Source organism: Subsaxibacter sp. CAU 1640, assembly GCF_023156585.1.
Classification (GTDB): domain Bacteria; phylum Bacteroidota; class Bacteroidia; order Flavobacteriales; family Flavobacteriaceae; genus JBPOFM01.
This window is the reverse complement of sequence record NZ_JALNMI010000003.1, coordinates 184,783-200,020: the sequence shown is the minus strand read 5'-3', so window position 1 is coordinate 200,020 and position 15,238 is coordinate 184,783. Positions and strand designations below refer to the sequence as shown.

The 15,238-nt window shown below is 39.0% G+C and carries 16 protein-coding genes; 10 read left to right on the top strand and 6 right to left on the bottom strand.

Going from position 1 to position 15,238, the window contains the following annotated elements; genetic code table 11:
* Positions 1–130: 130 nt before the first annotated feature.
* Positions 131–1,078 (bottom strand): hypothetical protein, encoded by a 948-nt coding sequence (locus tag M0G43_RS08460; RefSeq protein ID WP_248025041.1) that lies wholly within the window; start codon positions 1,076–1,078, stop codon positions 131–133.
* 1,334 nt (positions 1,079–2,412) lie between these two features.
* On the opposite strand from M0G43_RS08460, the gene M0G43_RS08455 reads away from it, so the two are divergent.
* Complete coding sequence (locus tag M0G43_RS08455; protein WP_248025039.1) at positions 2,413–2,913, top strand: hypothetical protein; 501 nt, start codon at positions 2,413–2,415, stop codon at positions 2,911–2,913.
* A 42-nt stretch (positions 2,914–2,955) separates the two neighbouring features.
* Here the strand turns inward: M0G43_RS08455 and M0G43_RS08450 are convergent, their stop codons facing one another.
* Positions 2,956–3,780, bottom strand: a complete 825-nt coding sequence (locus M0G43_RS08450; RefSeq protein WP_248025038.1) for a hypothetical protein — start codon at positions 3,778–3,780, stop codon at positions 2,956–2,958.
* A gap of 62 nt (positions 3,781–3,842) precedes the next feature.
* The gene (locus M0G43_RS08445) at positions 3,843–4,868 is read right to left on the bottom strand and encodes a lipid A deacylase LpxR family protein (protein ID WP_248025037.1); all 1,026 of its coding nucleotides are present in this window, start codon (positions 4,866–4,868) and stop codon (positions 3,843–3,845) included.
* Positions 4,869–5,311: 443 nt separating this feature from the next.
* On the opposite strand from M0G43_RS08445, the gene M0G43_RS08440 reads away from it, so the two are divergent.
* The 7 genes from M0G43_RS08440 to M0G43_RS08410 all read left to right on the top strand — a co-directional run bounded on the left by M0G43_RS08440 (position 5,312) and on the right by M0G43_RS08410 (position 9,483).
* A complete protein-coding gene (locus M0G43_RS08440) occupies positions 5,312–5,503 on the top strand; it encodes a cold-shock protein (protein ID WP_248025036.1) in 192 nt (63 codons plus the stop codon).
* Between the two features lie 59 nt (positions 5,504–5,562).
* Complete coding sequence (rpsU, locus tag M0G43_RS08435; protein WP_248025035.1) at positions 5,563–5,757, top strand: 30S ribosomal protein S21; 195 nt, start codon at positions 5,563–5,565, stop codon at positions 5,755–5,757.
* Between the two features lie 148 nt (positions 5,758–5,905).
* The gene (locus M0G43_RS08430) at positions 5,906–6,145 is read left to right on the top strand and encodes a hypothetical protein (RefSeq protein WP_248025034.1); all 240 of its coding nucleotides are present in this window, start codon (positions 5,906–5,908) and stop codon (positions 6,143–6,145) included.
* A 68-nt stretch (positions 6,146–6,213) separates the two neighbouring features.
* Positions 6,214–6,564, top strand: a complete 351-nt coding sequence (locus tag M0G43_RS08425) for a hypothetical protein (RefSeq protein WP_248025033.1) — start codon at positions 6,214–6,216, stop codon at positions 6,562–6,564.
* 319 nt (positions 6,565–6,883) lie between these two features.
* A complete protein-coding gene (locus M0G43_RS08420; RefSeq protein WP_248025032.1) occupies positions 6,884–7,075 on the top strand; it encodes a cold-shock protein in 192 nt (63 codons plus the stop codon).
* Between the two features lie 64 nt (positions 7,076–7,139).
* A complete protein-coding gene (locus tag M0G43_RS08415; RefSeq protein ID WP_248025031.1) occupies positions 7,140–8,003 on the top strand; it encodes an RNA polymerase sigma factor RpoD/SigA in 864 nt (287 codons plus the stop codon).
* A gap of 172 nt (positions 8,004–8,175) precedes the next feature.
* The gene (locus M0G43_RS08410; RefSeq protein WP_248025029.1) at positions 8,176–9,483 is read left to right on the top strand and encodes a DEAD/DEAH box helicase; all 1,308 of its coding nucleotides are present in this window, start codon (positions 8,176–8,178) and stop codon (positions 9,481–9,483) included.
* Positions 9,484–9,537: 54 nt separating this feature from the next.
* Here the strand turns inward: M0G43_RS08410 and M0G43_RS08405 are convergent, their stop codons facing one another.
* Together M0G43_RS08405 and M0G43_RS08400 are read right to left on the bottom strand one after the other, a co-directional pair.
* Positions 9,538–10,557, bottom strand: a complete 1,020-nt coding sequence (locus M0G43_RS08405) for a T9SS type A sorting domain-containing protein (RefSeq protein WP_248025027.1) — start codon at positions 10,555–10,557, stop codon at positions 9,538–9,540.
* A gap of 150 nt (positions 10,558–10,707) precedes the next feature.
* The gene (locus tag M0G43_RS08400; RefSeq protein WP_248025026.1) at positions 10,708–13,236 is read right to left on the bottom strand and encodes a tail fiber domain-containing protein; all 2,529 of its coding nucleotides are present in this window, start codon (positions 13,234–13,236) and stop codon (positions 10,708–10,710) included.
* 279 nt (positions 13,237–13,515) lie between these two features.
* Between M0G43_RS08400 and M0G43_RS08395 the strand changes: the two genes are divergently transcribed.
* Together M0G43_RS08395 and M0G43_RS08390 are read left to right on the top strand one after the other, a co-directional pair.
* Positions 13,516–13,743, top strand: coding sequence for a PLD nuclease N-terminal domain-containing protein (locus tag M0G43_RS08395; protein ID WP_248025025.1), 228 nt, complete (start codon positions 13,516–13,518; stop codon positions 13,741–13,743).
* A gap of 56 nt (positions 13,744–13,799) precedes the next feature.
* Positions 13,800–14,357 (top strand): hypothetical protein, encoded by a 558-nt coding sequence (locus M0G43_RS08390; RefSeq protein ID WP_248025024.1) that lies wholly within the window; start codon positions 13,800–13,802, stop codon positions 14,355–14,357.
* A gap of 148 nt (positions 14,358–14,505) precedes the next feature.
* Here M0G43_RS08390 and M0G43_RS08385 read toward each other — a convergent pair whose 3' ends face one another.
* Positions 14,506–15,084, bottom strand: coding sequence for an outer membrane beta-barrel protein (locus tag M0G43_RS08385; protein WP_248025023.1), 579 nt, complete (start codon positions 15,082–15,084; stop codon positions 14,506–14,508).
* Positions 15,085–15,238 lie beyond the last annotated feature (154 nt).

The following is a 15,238-nucleotide window of genomic DNA, read 5'->3' as shown; positions in this document are numbered from 1 at the left end:
GATGCTGAAACGAGTTCAGCATGACAAAGAGGTCCCCGCATTCGAGGTCCCCACTTTCGTGGGGATGCAAGAAACCACGAACTCCATAAAGAATTCGTGGTTTTTTAGAATTTAATAAGGTTTGGTTGGATTAGCGTGTTCTGATTTTTCTGAATTCCAACCCTTTTACTCTCGCAAATTGCTCACTCTTTCTACCGAAATTAGTGAGCACCACCTTCTTTGCATTAATAAACACTGCTACCAAACCTGTGACTGGGGCATTGAAAAACTCATTGCGCGCCATACGTGCTGCATCGAGTTCTGCCTTTTTGGTTTGTACATTAGCATTTGCGGTTTCTAAACTTACTAACTTGGCCTGAAGTGTCACCAACTGAATGGCAACTGTGGCTGGGTTGTAATTAGGGTCTGCGGCAATCATCAATAATAAACGACGGAAGTTGGTAGTAACATCATCATAATTTAACTGACTGACGCTACGGTAATTTGCCATCGGGTTACTAGGATCTTTAGGTACTTTACGCTCGCCACGCAATAGACGCATGAGTGTTCGTAATTGTTCAATAGTTTCTGGTAAAGCATTAGCCAATACCATCTCGGCGATGATGAGTGCGCCAAGTGGTGCCAAGCCCGAGAATTCTGCAACTCTCATGGCTACGGCATATTTGTATGATGTTTCTGCTTGTTCTACCGTATCCATGTGACCATTTGCATTGTTCTGAATGATTTTGAGATTTGCCAATTCGTACATAGGGATGTTGGTAGCATAATTAGGTTCCATGGTAGTTGCCAGAGAGATGAACTCTCCGCAACGGGTGATGGTGTTTGTCATACTCGCCGCATACCTTTTGTTGCGTTTATCTTCCTCTTCTTCCACTTTGCTAGACACCGCGATGCTGTGCTGGTTGTTAGTACTTGTTTCTTGATCTTCCTGAACCGGGGTTTCCGATTTCGGTTGAGACTCTACCGTTTCGTTGTCGAAATTGTGGTCTTGAGCCTCGTTGGACAATTGGTTCTTTACGTTTTCTGCGAGCTGCGCCTTTTTAGAGACTCTTGCTCTTTTGTTGGGTGTTTTACTCATAGGTTAAAATTTAATTCATTAAACAAAGATTTAGGTTAAACAATTGACAAGATGCTGGATGATTATGTTTTAGTTTTCAGCGACTTGACATGGCAAAGTTTATCAAAAAAACGATATGAAAAACGCGGTTATTTTGGCGAGATGGTTTTTGAGTAGATTCCATGAAACGCAAAAATATCGGACAAAATGCGTAAATGTGGCGTCAAATCTGATAAATCTTACAAAAACAGATATTTATAAATTACGTTAAAATCCTAAACAATTAACAAAACTTTAATTAAAAATGTAAGATATAACTTTCAGAAAAATGAGTTAATTGATGATCTTTTAGGGGTTTAAAAAATGAAAAGACGGCGAGGGAAGGGGGTTTAGACTTTTTAGACTTGTTAGACTTTTTAGACTTGTTAGACTAGTTAGACTTTTTAGACACGTTAGACTTGTTAGATATTGACGGTTAGCCTTTGGCTATTAGCTGTTAGTCATTGGTTTTTGGTGTTTAGTATTTAGTGGGTAGTGGGTAGTGGGTAGTGGGTAGTGGGTATTGAGTATTGAGTATTGGGTATTGAGTATTGAGTATTGAGTATTGAGTATTGAGTATTGAGTATTGAGTAGTGAGTATTGAGTATTGAGTATTGAGTATTGAGTATTGAATATTGAGTATTGAGTATTGAGTATTGAGTATTGAGTATTGAGTATTGAATATTGAGTATTGAGTATTGAGTATTGAGTATTGAGTATTGAGTATTGAGTATTGAGTATTGAGTATTGAGTATTGAGTATTGAGTAAATAGTATTATTTAACTTTAAGCACTATCCTAAACCACAAAATTTTCCAAACCACCCACAGCACCAATCACTTTTTTTCATACATTTATATCGACACATCGCTTCCGTTCTAGGAAGTTGTTGTCAATTGACTTTTGCCAAAGTAGCTAGTCACTGCTTTGGCTTTTTTATGTTAATGTCGTTGTAATAAGGTTCTAACAGTGCCTTTAAAAAAAGAAACCCACCCCGCATTATTCAATTCCAAAATTCATTATTTTAGTGGGGCTTTAACACGTTGGTTATCATGTGCTTCAACCTGTCATGGCCTAATCCTTAACCGCTGTGTATGTCACTGTATGAAACATAGGTCATCGTTTTTTATGTCCATCGGGCTGTTGGGCCTGTTCGCCATCCTTGTAGGATTTGCAAAACCCTTTATCATTCCAGTCAGCAGCGGTACGTTTCACGCACCATTCATCATCTATTTCCATGGTGCCATGGCACTCTTATGGGTGCTGCTCTTTACGGTCCAATCACTGCTCATCATGAGAAGAAACTATAAGCTGCATATGAGGTTGGGGGTTGCTGGCCTTTTTATAGCGCTGGCTGCTGGCATCACCATCATGCCCGCAGGCCTGTATGCTGTACAAAAAGAGCTGAAGTCAGGATTGGGCGATACTGCTATTTCAGGAATCATCGGCAATTGTACCACGGCGTTGATGTTTTTAGGACTTGTTATCGCAGCAATTGTTTACAGAAAAAATGGCGCTGTGCACAAAAGGCTGATGCTCTTGTCCGTGATAGTACTCCTATGGCCAGCTTGGTTTCGGTTTCGGTATTATTTCCCAAGTGTTGAGCGTCCGGATATTTGGTTTGCAGTGGTGCTTGCCGATAGCCTGATTATCATCTCATGGATTTGGGATAAACTAGCAAATGGCAAGATACACCCCGTATTGCTATACGTAGGTGGCGCCATCATATTGGAACATATCCTAGAGGTTATCTATTTTGACAGTACGCCATGGCGATTTGTGGCGAAGCATATGTATAATTTGATGACTCTACCATAGTTTAAAACCCTAACCAATGTAATTCTGCTCGGCTTTTATTAACTACTTCTTATACGGATTAGAATTCAACCTGTATGTTAAGGATATAAACGGATTGAATCGATGGTAGGCTGTGTTTAATTCCTCAAAGTTCAAATCGGTGTTAATCACTTGCTCTTCTTCATAGTTAGAGTTAAGCCTTAATTGCTCATGAAACGCTAGTCCTGCGGTCAATACAAAATTTTGTCCAACCACAGCAGATAAACCTACAAAAGTAGACAGCGTTTCAAAGTCTGTACCCAGTCCTCCTGTAACGCCCCAACTAAAATCTTGTTCCAGTTTAGAATATGTAAACATCACACTCGGAATGGCATCAAAATGTTTTTGGCTACCATCACGCACAATGGTGTAAGTAGCGGGGTCAGCACCATCTGCATTCAGCACAGATTTGTAAGTATCACGCTTTACCAAAGACACCATGCTCACTCCAAAGGTTGGTGTCCAATACCATTTGGAACGGCTTACAAATTCAATTGTGTGAGTATCTATTAGAGTGTTGTCTGTTTTTTTAAAGGCTTTAACGGTAAAGGTATATTTGGTGTTGGCTGCAAAAGTCATTAGGATAGGAGATGTTGGAGTTCCCATACTAGTGACACCTGCAGCATTGGCATCTGGAATAACTAAAGTGCCTTGAGGATTGTAGTCTTTTACATAGGAAACCGATAAATATGTATCATTTTTAGCTACAAATGATAGATTAATTTTAGCGCCCTTGTCAATAATGTATGAATTAGTAATAACAGAACTATTAAAGTCAATAACGGTTTCTGTTTGTGTAAATCCGAATAAAGGTAGTAGTAAAAGCAGTAATTTATAAATAGTTTTCATAATTGGTTGGTATTGGTTAATGATTGCTTTTATATTGGTTAAAGTTTAAAAGGTAATATGGGTCATATTTTAATCAGTACCTGGAATTTTCCCCATTGATGATTGAATTCCTGTTGTTTAAACTCTCTGGTTCTAAAAGCACGGGTGTAAGAAATGTTGAAATAGGGGTTTGAGTAGGAAATGCCATATTCTAAATTGATATACACTCTTTCAATATCCTTGTGATCTATGAGGTAAGGGCTATCTTGACTGAACAACCCACCTTGGAGCAATGAATTCCAAACAACGACATTCGCCGAGTTTGTAGTAAACAATGAGATGTTTGAATCTTTAAAACTCTTAATGAAACTTGGTTTTATGGGCTCTTTAAATGCCTTTATGATGGATCTTTCGCTGTAGATATTCTGAAAATAGGAAGAGGCGTTGAAGATGCTAATTCTGGTGGTGGTGCCAACACCGACAGTATTAATAACGGTTCCAGCAAGTACTTCTGCATTTGGAACAAAATCAACAGTTAAATTTGGTGAGGCATAGGAGTAAAGACCTTTTTCATATTTTAGATGCAAATTAATTCCTATATCATTCTTTATTTGGTTATCCCAGCCTTTTGGGTCAGGTGACCCTATCCATTCATGCCATGTACTTTGAACTTCTTCACCAAGAGCCATTGGCCCTATCACACCTAGATATACTTCTGAAGATAGCCTTTTAGCCGACGCACTATCATTGGAGATTACACTTTTCGATATATAAAGCCAAGCACTATAGGGTCTGTCATCTAGCATTATGGAAGGCACTGTAATATCTGATGACGTATAGAGATTTTGTCCGATACTGAAACCCGTAATGTTTTCAGTACTTTTATCTAATACAAATGGCCACCACTTTTTTAACCTACTGGAATCCTTAAGAAGGTGCGAACATTCAATTTTAAGTCCTTGTGTGTAGAAAACATCCGTTTTATTCTTAAATAGCCAAAAGTCGTTTTCGGAAATGACCCTGATAACCTTTTTGGGATGGTCTTCACTTTCCTGTGAAACAGTTCCAGCAGAGCATAAGATTATTATTAAGGATAATAACTTTTTCATATCAGTTGGTTTAGTTAGTATCATACAAAACCTATATCATTATGCCTAAAGCATACAGCGTTTTTAAATGTTAGTGTCAACAAACATTCAGCTAGTAACTAAAACCAATCGGGGTAGTTGGCCTACGGAGAATTATTGGATTAAATGTAAGAAAAAAATTCTATTTTACAATAAACGTTCCCACCATCAACCATCAACCTACTCACAAATAAACCACTATTAATTAGGTGGTACCAATATTTAGACGTTCCTTTGCAAGGTTAGTAGAATCATTTTCTAGTTGAGAACTTTATCCGTTCTAGTTTAACTTCCTTTTCTATTTTATCATACCACTAACAAGTACCTTGCTGATAAGGCTTAGGGTATCATTCCCGTGTTGGCCTGTTTAGTGTTATTATTAAGGGTCAGCAAGGTATATTTTAAATCATTTAAATTTTTAAATTATGAAAGAAGGAACAGTAAAATTCTTCAACAAGACCAAAGGGTTTGGTTTTATCAAAGAAACAAATTCTAACGAAGACATTTTTGTACACGAATCTGGCTTGCTAGATGAAATTTATGAAAACGACAAAGTAAAATTCGGGGTAGAACAGGGCAAAAAAGGCCTCAATGCCGTAAATGTTGAAAGGCTTTAAAACAGAAATTTTTTGGGCCACTCTTTTGTAGAGTGGCTTTTTTAATTAAAACCTACAGTATGCTCATTATAAAGATAAAACCTGGCGAACGTATTGATGGCGTTCTGAAACGCTATCGTAACAAGGTACGCAAAACAAAACAACTGAAGGTACTGCGTAGTAACGAGCATTATACAAAACCTTCTAAATTGCGACGTAGGGAAATAGCCAAGGCAGCCTATAAGGAGCAATATGAGCGAGAGAAAGAACAGTAATGGTTTTCAATATTTTTGAATCCTTTAACGTTGCTTACCGAGATTTCGTATCATCTAGACTGTAGTAGTGTTGCACAGCTCTCAATTCAGTCCAAAAAGATTTTGCAGCATCTTTACCTCACACACTTATGTGCCCTAAATAATTATTATGAAAAATCAAACAACCCATATCACAGACCACGAAGATTTTAAGTGCCGTGGCAACTGGAACAAACAAACAGTGACTTTAAAAATAAACTATCCACACCTTACACAAGACGATGTGAGATTTAAAAGTGGACAAGAGTCACAGCTAATCTCACGTTTAGAAAATAAATTAAGAAAGAATCGCAGAGAAGTGATCGATATATTAAAGGCTAATTATAGAATTACGGCCAATTCAATATAGAGGTTAAAATCTATAAGTGCTTGTTTTTTAAGTTGACGTGCAGTTTCATTTTTTTATACACTCACACTATGGAAAACTTTGAATTCGAGAAACTCGTTCCATTTAATATCAAGGAAAATATTAAGTATGAATCCAATAAAATTGTGATAATATACCTGTTAAGGGAGCCTCCAGGAAACATTGCAGCCATCTCGGTTGATTATGGTAAAGTCTATAAAGCTGATGCTTCTCCATATATTACCTTTATAAAGATTCTAGATGGTAAGGCAGAGCTCGTAGTGGAAAACATCTCTACTTATATGAAAAGCGATGACTGTATGATTATACCCAGCTACGTGCCTTTTACTTTAGAGGCAAATCAACGATTCAAAATGATGTCCATTGTACTAAAAAGTGACAATGATGATCCAGAACCTTAATGAGGACTGAGTAATTTCTTTGACCATGATGCACTTTAAGGAGTAAGTATCATTGTTGAAGGGGTTAATGCCCATAAATAAGTAACTATTAATTAGGTGGTACCGATTTAAAAGCGTTCATTTGTAAGGTTAGTAGAATCATATCTAGAAGAGAACTTTATCCGTTCGAGTTTAACTTCCTTTCCTATTTCATTTTTTTATAACTAACATACCTTACTCCACCGGAGTTGGTCCTAAAATTCCTTTGCTCAAGTAATTGGCCGACGGATGGATATATGAAGTAAGGTATTTTTCACTCAACATTTTAATTTTTTATATTATGAAAGAAGGAATTGTAAAATTCTTCAATAAAGCCAAAGGATTTGGTTTTATTACAGAAAAAGGAACCAACCGCGACATATTTGTACATGTCTCTGCGCTTACTGAAGATATTGGTGAAGAAGACCATGTACGCTTTGATGTGGAACAAGGTGTAAAAGGCTTAAGTGCCATCAAAGTAGAAAAAGCTTAATTACCTTCCAGTTTGAAGGCCACTCTATAATGGAGTGGCTTTTTTTTTCCAAATAGATAAATGAATGAGGCAGCTAAAGATACAGCAGCAAATTACCAAACGATCAGATGAGTCCCTGAATAAATATTTCAGCGATATCAATAAGATCAGTAGGATTACCCCAGAAGAAGAAGCCGAGCTGGCTGTACTCATTAGAAAAGGAGATTTGTTGGCATTAGAGCGACTCACTACCGCAAATCTGCGCTTTGTGGTATCGGTGGCAAAACAGTATGAACGACGTGGGTTATCGCTTGCCGATCTTATTAGCGAAGGCAATATTGGTTTAGTCAATGCCGCTTATAAATTTGACGAAACCCGTGGCTTTAAGTTTATTTCTTATGCCGTGTGGTGGATTAGACAATCTATTATGTCTGCCATAGACGTCAACATGCGCACCATACGTTTGCCTATTAATAAACTGCAGCTCATAAAGCATATGTGGCGAGAAATAGATATCTATCAGCAAGAATATGGATATATGCCTTCTGCCTATGAATTGTCCTTACTGTTACAGGTAAGCGAAAGCGAAGTAAAAACTTGCCTAGAGATCAATAGCCTTCCTATGTCTATAGACAAACCTCTAAAACTGGATGAAAATTTAACCTTGCAGGATACCTTAAAGAGCGAATCCTTCGCAAGTCCCGAAGCTAATTTACTAAAGCAATCGCTGTCATGCGATATAGAAATAGCACTGAACATTTTAAGTGAACGTCAAAAGGAAGTGATAAAAATGAGTTATGGTATTGGTTATGAATACACTATGAATCTCAGTGAAATCGCTGCCTATCTAGATATGACCCCAGAACGTATAAGGCAATTGCGGCAAGAAGCTTTGAAACGTTTAAAAAACTCTAGAAATGCCCACATGCTTCTTAAATATTTGCAATAGGTTTTAAGTTTATATGTATGTTTCCCCAACACACAACTCAAAGTCTCAATTAAAAGGATAATGCGGCATCACAATTGATACCAAACCACAAAAGCCAAAAAATAAAGCGTACCTTTGCCGCCAAATACAGAATGACACTAGCAATTAGACGGTCATTTACCAAATAAAAACTATGTCATTCAACTCTTTAGGATTATCTGATGCTTTGCTTAAAGCCATCAGCCAACAAGGCTACACTACGCCTTCACCCATACAACAAAAAGCCATCCCTGTCATATTAGAGCGCAAGGACGTCTTGGCATCGGCACAAACAGGTACCGGTAAAACAGCAGGCTTTACCTTGCCCATGCTACAAATTCTTTCTCAAGGGAAAAAGCTTCATAACAGGCCCATTCGCTCGTTGGTACTCACACCTACACGCGAACTCGCCGCACAGGTGTATGACAATGTGAAGAATTACAGCGCCTTTCTCGATATCAAAAGCACCGTCATTTTTGGAGGTGTCAACCAGAAACCACAAGTTGCAACCTTGCGACAAGGCGTCGATATTTTGATTGCTACCCCAGGCCGCTTGCTCGATTTGCACAACCAAGGATTGTTGTCCCTCAAAAATGTAGACATCTTGGTCCTAGACGAAGCCGATAGAATGCTCGACATGGGCTTTCTGCGCGATATGAAAAAGATCATGGCCTTGTTGCCCAGCAAACGCCAGACCTTATTGTTTTCGGCCACCTTTTCAAAAGACATCAAAGCTTTGGCAAACGATATTCTGTACCACCCCGTGCAGGTAGAAGCCACCCCTGAAAATACGACGGTAGATGCCATAGAGCAAAAAGTGTATCGGGTTGCAAAGGGATTAAAGGCAGGACTTCTTATAAATCTCATCTCTGAAGGTGATTGGGAACAAGTACTTGTGTTTACACGCACCAAGCATGGCGCCAACAACCTTACCAAAAAGCTCAACAATGCCAACATCTCTGCACTAGCCATCCATGGTAATAAAAGCCAAGGTGCCCGAACAAAAGCCTTGGACGGATTTAAAAAAGGAAGCATCCGTGTATTGGTAGCCACCGATATTGCCGCACGTGGTCTGGACATTCCTTTATTACCGCACGTGGTCAATTTTGAATTGCCCAACATTGCTGAAGATTATGTGCACCGTATCGGCAGAACAGGTAGGGCAGGCGCCAGTGGCGAAGCCGTGTCCTTGGTAAGCGCTGATGAAACCTCATATTTGGCAGACATTGAAAAGTTGGTAGGCGAGCGCATCCCTGTCGAAATCATTGAAGGCTTCGAACCCGACCCTAATGCCTCCACCGAACCCATCAAACCAGGACAGAACAGAAACCGTAACTCCAGACCCAAAAACAAAAAACCGGGTGATGGCGCTTCCAGCTCCGACTCAAGCACTAAAAAATCAAATAGAAACCGCAACCGTAACCGTAATCGAAATAGGAATAGGCGGGGGAAGAATGATTAGTTTATAAATGCAAGCGAGCCTTCGCCATAAGGAAAGCTCACTTGCCCTATGTTTTTACTGTTTGATAAACTTAAGTACGGTTTTATTATCCAACATCAACAGATGTAAACCTGGAGACAAATTGCTGACATCGATGGGTTGTTGTGGATGGATGTTTCCCTTACCAACTTGTTTGCCGAGTACATCGTATAGCTGATAAAATGTAGGCTGTTTAAGGTGATGCACTTGCAATGTGTTCGTGACCACATTTGGAGCTATGGAAAAAGAATCCTCCACTGCCAACTCATTTATAGATAAAGCTTCATTAAGGCCTTCAAAGGAAATGACTTGAGATGAGGTGCACACCCACATCTCACCAGTACCGTCTTGTATGGAAACGGAACGGTAAGAACTAAATTCGGTGGGAAGTGTCACGAGTTGTTGCAAGTCACCAGTAATGCTGTACACAGCCATATCAGCTTCATCACTGCTCACCACAAATAATTGATTGTTATAGCATGACAAATCACCATAATTGACAATAAAACCGTCGTCAGAGGTTTGAAAACTAAATGTGTTGCTGCCATTGATATTGTCCAACTCTACCACTTTATTACGTTCTGTGGCACTTGCCAGTTTGTCCTGTACCACATAAAAATTAGAATTTGTGGCATTGAAGTCGCCACCTACCACATGGCTATTTCCAAAATTGGTATTGAGAGTAGTAATCACCGTTCCATCTGAAACCGAGATGGCGTAGATTTCAACCGCACCACTTTCACCATCAAACACGAGCAGGCTTCCGGCAGGTATATTTGTGGCATTCATAACAAATTCGGTGGTGACAATTTCGATGTCTACATCATTGGCGCCAGATGCCTGTGGAAATGGAATGCTACTCATGAAAGTGCCGGTAGTCTTGTCATACTTATTGATGACTGCAGCAAAACACTGGTAGACGTACAAGTAAGAATCATCATGCGCCACTGAACACAGATTGCCATCATTGGAAGGATTGAAGTTGAAACCCAAGGTCAGCTGGGCTGACATGTGTAGGGAAATAAGAATTGCAAAAAGGGTAAAGATTGATTTCATAAGCTTAAGATTTAATGGATTATATCCATACATCGAAAGCGTATATATAATGTCATCACATCAAAATGATTTTATGAATGCACATAAAATCATTTTATAAAGATGTTTCACAAGGTTTATTAATTTCTTTTGTGATATTGGGTCAGAACGTTATCTGTTTTCATCCAACTGTGCTTTCAACTCCATGACCAAAGCTTTCAGCTCTTCAATTTCTTCCTGTTGTTCCTGTACCGCTTTTACCAAAGGGACCACAAAAGTGGCATAACGTAAACCATAATAGTCTTCACTGTTTTTTGGAGCGTCTACACCATTAAAGTCAAATCCCACCGATTGTGCGGCTTGCTCCACTTCCTGTGCAATAAAACCTGTATGGCGGGTGTTGCGAATGTCATTATTATAAGTCAGCTCTTCCATATCATCTACTTTTGGCGTTTTAATGGCATCAACATTCATGGTATAGGTCACAGGTCGAAGTTTATTTATAAACTCCAATCCTTTGACATCTTCCTGTACACGGTGCTTAAGTCGACCATCTGATATATTGGTCCAGTTTTGATAGCCGCCAATGGAGGTGGTTCCCGTAAAGCCCAAACGAATCTGGTTGTTGGCTGTAATTAAGCTATTGAATCCAATAGCGGTCGATTGATTAAAATTGCCACCCAAGGAACTCGATGCTGCTCCAAGGAACGTATTGCGTGTACCGATGGAATTATTGATGCCTGCGGCATAACCCAATCCAACATTGTAAGCGGCATTTGAGACACTGGTAGGGTTGGTGCTGTAAAGCGAACGGTAGCCAACAGCAACATTAAACGTATTAAAAGCCGCGTTGCCATTGTTAAATGAAGAACTATATATCGCTTCCCTGCCTATAGCGATGTTAAAGCTAGAGGACGTATTGGTGCGAAGCGCCCAAAAACCCAAAGCGACATTGTTGGTGCCCACCGTATTTTGGTCCATGGCCCCACCGCCCACCGCTACATTACCTACGCCTGTGGTAATAGCTGTCAAGGCATAATGACCTACCGCAGTGTTTTGGTTCCCAGTGGTAATCCCATACATACTATTAAAGCCAACAGCCGTATTACCGAGGTAGGTGGTGGCTCCAGATCCAAACAAAGCTCTGTAGCCCAGAGCGGTATTCTCGCTGCCCGATGTACTATTATAAAGCGACGAATAGCCCACGGATGTATTAAAGTCTCCTGAATTTCTCAATCCTTGAGAGAAGGAACCCACGGCCGTATTATTTTCACCAGTTTGATTGTTGCGTAGTGCCCAATGACCGATAGCGGTATTTTCGGTACCAGTGGTATTGAGACGTAAGGCTTCCGTACCGATAGCGGTATTATAATCGCCTGTATTGCCGTCTCGTAAAGCGGAGTCGCCCATGGCAACGTTATAATCTCCCGAAGGACTATTGCCCATGGCGTCAATGCCCACTGCTGTATTGTTGTTGCCGTCATTCGCATTAAGAGCTGCTGCGCCCAATGCCGTATTTCTATTGCCCGTAAGGTTATTGAACAAAGATCCATTGCCCACGGCCGTATTATAATCACCCGAATTCTTAAGTCGCATGGCATTGACACCAATCCCTGTGTTGTAATTTCCATCTACATTTGTGTACAGAGAAGAAACACCTAAACTGGTATTGAATCGGCCAATGGTATTGCCGAACATAGAAAAAGAACCAATAGCCGTATTCCAATCTCCTTCACCAATAGCAGTTGGATTATTGTTACGAAGCGCTACAGCGCCCACCGCCGTATTGTATGAATTCCATAGGTTGCCACCATTATCAAAATTTTGTTGTGACATGGCATGGTAACCGATGGCAGTTGTAAAATTAGAGAAAGAGTCGTAGGCTAGAGAGTATCTACCAACAGCGGTTGCTCCAACTGTACCGTTACCATACTCCATAGAACCCACACCTATAGCTGTATTTTGTTCACCTGTAGTCGCATCTCGAAGTGCTCGCCAACCCACGGCTGTATTCAATGAACTGGTAGTGCTAGATTGCATTGCTTCAGTACCTAATGCTGTATTATAGCCATTACCAGTATCCTGCTGGTTTAAACTTAAACGCCCTATAGCGGTATTACCATTAGAAGTTGTGTTAGAGGTCAGAGCTAAATTACCAATTGCCGTATTGAAATTTCCGGTAGTGTTGGCGGTCAGTGCTTGATATCCAAAGGCGTTGTTTGAATTGCCAGTATTGTTATTAAGAACTTCGTAGCCAAAGCTCTGATTTTCATTTATGGAATCTATAAAACCAGCAACTTCATTATTGACTCTAAAGTTTAGAGGTTGATTATCGATGGTTCCCATGAAATTTGCAGCAGTAGTTCCAGAATTACCAGTTATTTCCCAACCGACTTTTCCTGCTACGATTGGAAGCCAGGCGCTGCCGTCCCAATAATGAAAGCCAACACCTGTAGTTGTATTGGTATTCCAAACCAGAAGTCCCTCTGTAGCACCACCCGTTATAGGGGCAATTAAAGTCAAGTCGGGAATATTCACACGAGGCACCAATACACCTTTGTCGGCACTATTCACATCCAATACAGAACCAGCGGCAGGGGAGGTTGTACCAATGCCAACTTGCGCATGAGAAATTAATGAGGATAGAAAAAAAAGAAGTGTAAACGTGGGGATGAACTTTTTGACTGTTGAATTTTTCATAATTCTTCAATTATAGTTCATTGATTGCTAAAGTATTAAAATTATTCTAGCTTCTCAAATAATAACATTTTTTTTAGCAAATTTTTCTATAGATTGGTCAATAAGAAAGGAAGGTGATTACGGTTCTACCTTGAGGGGATTGAGTCTTACACGAGCAATAAGTGCAAAGGGGCATTAGCAAAGTCCTACTAAATTTGTTATCTTTCAGAAATCGTCCATGCACTAAAATATCTGCTTTAATGCTGACTAAAATTATGGATATAACTCAAATCAAAACTTATGAACTATTTTTTAGCCATAGGACCGTGGCAAATAATTATAATATTAACTACCGTATTTCTAGGTATTATACCAACTATTATAGCACTGATAGATATTGTTAGAAATGAATTTTCTGGAAACAACAAAATAGTCTGGCTTTTAGTAGTTTTATTAAGCAACTTTTTCGGAGCTCTGCTGTATTTTATCATTGGAAGAAAGCAGAAATTGCCAGTCACAAACAAATAAGTTTAGCTTAAAATAGTAAGGTTCAATTTAGCTTATTTGCCAAACCTTGAATGATTATGAAAACACTCATCTTCACAATAATTTGCGTTTCGCTTTCAAATACTAATTATTTTGATAAGATGGTGTTACCATACTCTATCGTTACTTCAAAGACAGATTTAATTGTTGAAGGTACTATTGATGAAATTTATGACGGAAAATATGGTTTCACCATATCAGATTTCATTAAGGGTAAAGATCAAAAAACAATCTACGTTACTATTGGGAAACAATGGACCTGTGATATACGCAAAACTGACTATAAAAAAGGGCAAAAACTGATCCTGTTTTTAATCAAAGAAAATGGCAAATACCAAATTATTAATGGAAGTACGGGCGAACTGATTATAAATGATGATGGAAGTATATTACGTCATAAATACCAGCCATTACCTGATTTAACTATTTTGAAAGATGGAATTAAAATGCTGATCAAATCTATCGATTATAATGGAGAACTATATTCAGAAGGAACATACAAATTTTTAGTAAGTCAATCAGAATTTGAGAAATATAAAAACGAAAATTCGTTTTATTATCAATCGACCAGAGGATTGGAGTACGTAAATAATTAGAGCCTTACGATGGCCATAGTCCAATTCCGCCATTGTTGGTGTTATACACTAACATTTATACTGCATAAATAAAAACCCAAACATCTGCCACTGCCACTGCATACTGTTTACTGACATTGATAATTGCCTGGGCACTATCGACAGGATTCTACAAATAAAGCCCCAACCCAAATTTTAAAAGATGAATGTTCTTGTTGTAGGGAATGTCAGGCACACCGTCATCGGTCTTCAGTTTAATCAGGTCATACTGCACCTGCACAAAGAGTTTGTTGGTAAGATCATAAAGCAATCCCACGTTGACGTTAAAACCGCTTTCAGTTTCTGTAAAGGTAGTCGAGCCTGGATTATCTGGGTTCAACATATCGGTTACCTCAAAGTTCAAAAAAGTATATCCTACACCGATGCTTGGGTGAAACTTTGGCAAATCTTCCGCATCGAGCTCCACAAAAAATTTCGGTTGCAAGGTAAACAGCTTCACATCGGCATCAATCACGGTGTCGTCTTTGGTATTTCGTAAATAACCACCATTAAAAGCGGCGCCTATATTAAAAGTTTCAAAACTATAAAACCGATACTTTAACCCAGCATCAATGAGACCGCTATAATTGTCATTCACAAAGGTATCACCAAAGAGAAGGGGATAACTTGCTTCAAAACTGAACAATTTCTCTTGCGAAAATGAATTTAAAGTGAGGGAAAAAAACAGAAGTAGGATCATTTTTTTCATGATATTGGGGTTTTTGGTTAACGTAAAGATACATAATTAAGAAGTATTAATTCTTATACAGATAACTCCAAATCTTTTATTGAATCTTTTTTACTGCATTGACACATTTAATAACTCCATAAATAGAGTAACGCCCAAGAGCAATAAACTCGAA

What these genes read in the sequence shown, in the direction of transcription:
- M0G43_RS08460 (WP_248025041.1), bottom strand. Translation starts at nt 1,078, where the DNA reads ATGAGTAAAACACCCAACAAAAGAGCAAGAGTCTCTAAAAAGGCGCAG.
- M0G43_RS08455 (WP_248025039.1), top strand. Translation starts at nt 2,413, where the DNA reads ATGAGGTTGGGGGTTGCTGGCCTTTTTATAGCGCTGGCTGCTGGCATC.
- M0G43_RS08450 (WP_248025038.1), bottom strand. Translation starts at nt 3,780, where the DNA reads ATGAAAACTATTTATAAATTACTGCTTTTACTACTACCTTTATTCGGA.
- M0G43_RS08445 (WP_248025037.1), bottom strand. Translation starts at nt 4,868, where the DNA reads ATGAAAAAGTTATTATCCTTAATAATAATCTTATGCTCTGCTGGAACT.
- M0G43_RS08440 (WP_248025036.1), top strand. Translation starts at nt 5,312, where the DNA reads ATGAAAGAAGGAACAGTAAAATTCTTCAACAAGACCAAAGGGTTTGGT.
- rpsU (WP_248025035.1), top strand. Translation starts at nt 5,563, where the DNA reads ATGCTCATTATAAAGATAAAACCTGGCGAACGTATTGATGGCGTTCTG.
- M0G43_RS08430 (WP_248025034.1), top strand. Translation starts at nt 5,906, where the DNA reads ATGAAAAATCAAACAACCCATATCACAGACCACGAAGATTTTAAGTGC.
- M0G43_RS08425 (WP_248025033.1), top strand. Translation starts at nt 6,214, where the DNA reads ATGGAAAACTTTGAATTCGAGAAACTCGTTCCATTTAATATCAAGGAA.
- M0G43_RS08420 (WP_248025032.1), top strand. Translation starts at nt 6,884, where the DNA reads ATGAAAGAAGGAATTGTAAAATTCTTCAATAAAGCCAAAGGATTTGGT.
- M0G43_RS08415 (WP_248025031.1), top strand. Translation starts at nt 7,140, where the DNA reads ATGAGGCAGCTAAAGATACAGCAGCAAATTACCAAACGATCAGATGAG.
- M0G43_RS08410 (WP_248025029.1), top strand. Translation starts at nt 8,176, where the DNA reads ATGTCATTCAACTCTTTAGGATTATCTGATGCTTTGCTTAAAGCCATC.
- M0G43_RS08405 (WP_248025027.1), bottom strand. Translation starts at nt 10,557, where the DNA reads ATGAAATCAATCTTTACCCTTTTTGCAATTCTTATTTCCCTACACATG.
- M0G43_RS08400 (WP_248025026.1), bottom strand. Translation starts at nt 13,236, where the DNA reads ATGAAAAATTCAACAGTCAAAAAGTTCATCCCCACGTTTACACTTCTT.
- M0G43_RS08395 (WP_248025025.1), top strand. Translation starts at nt 13,516, where the DNA reads ATGAACTATTTTTTAGCCATAGGACCGTGGCAAATAATTATAATATTA.
- M0G43_RS08390 (WP_248025024.1), top strand. Translation starts at nt 13,800, where the DNA reads ATGAAAACACTCATCTTCACAATAATTTGCGTTTCGCTTTCAAATACT.
- M0G43_RS08385 (WP_248025023.1), bottom strand. Translation starts at nt 15,084, where the DNA reads ATGAAAAAAATGATCCTACTTCTGTTTTTTTCCCTCACTTTAAATTCA.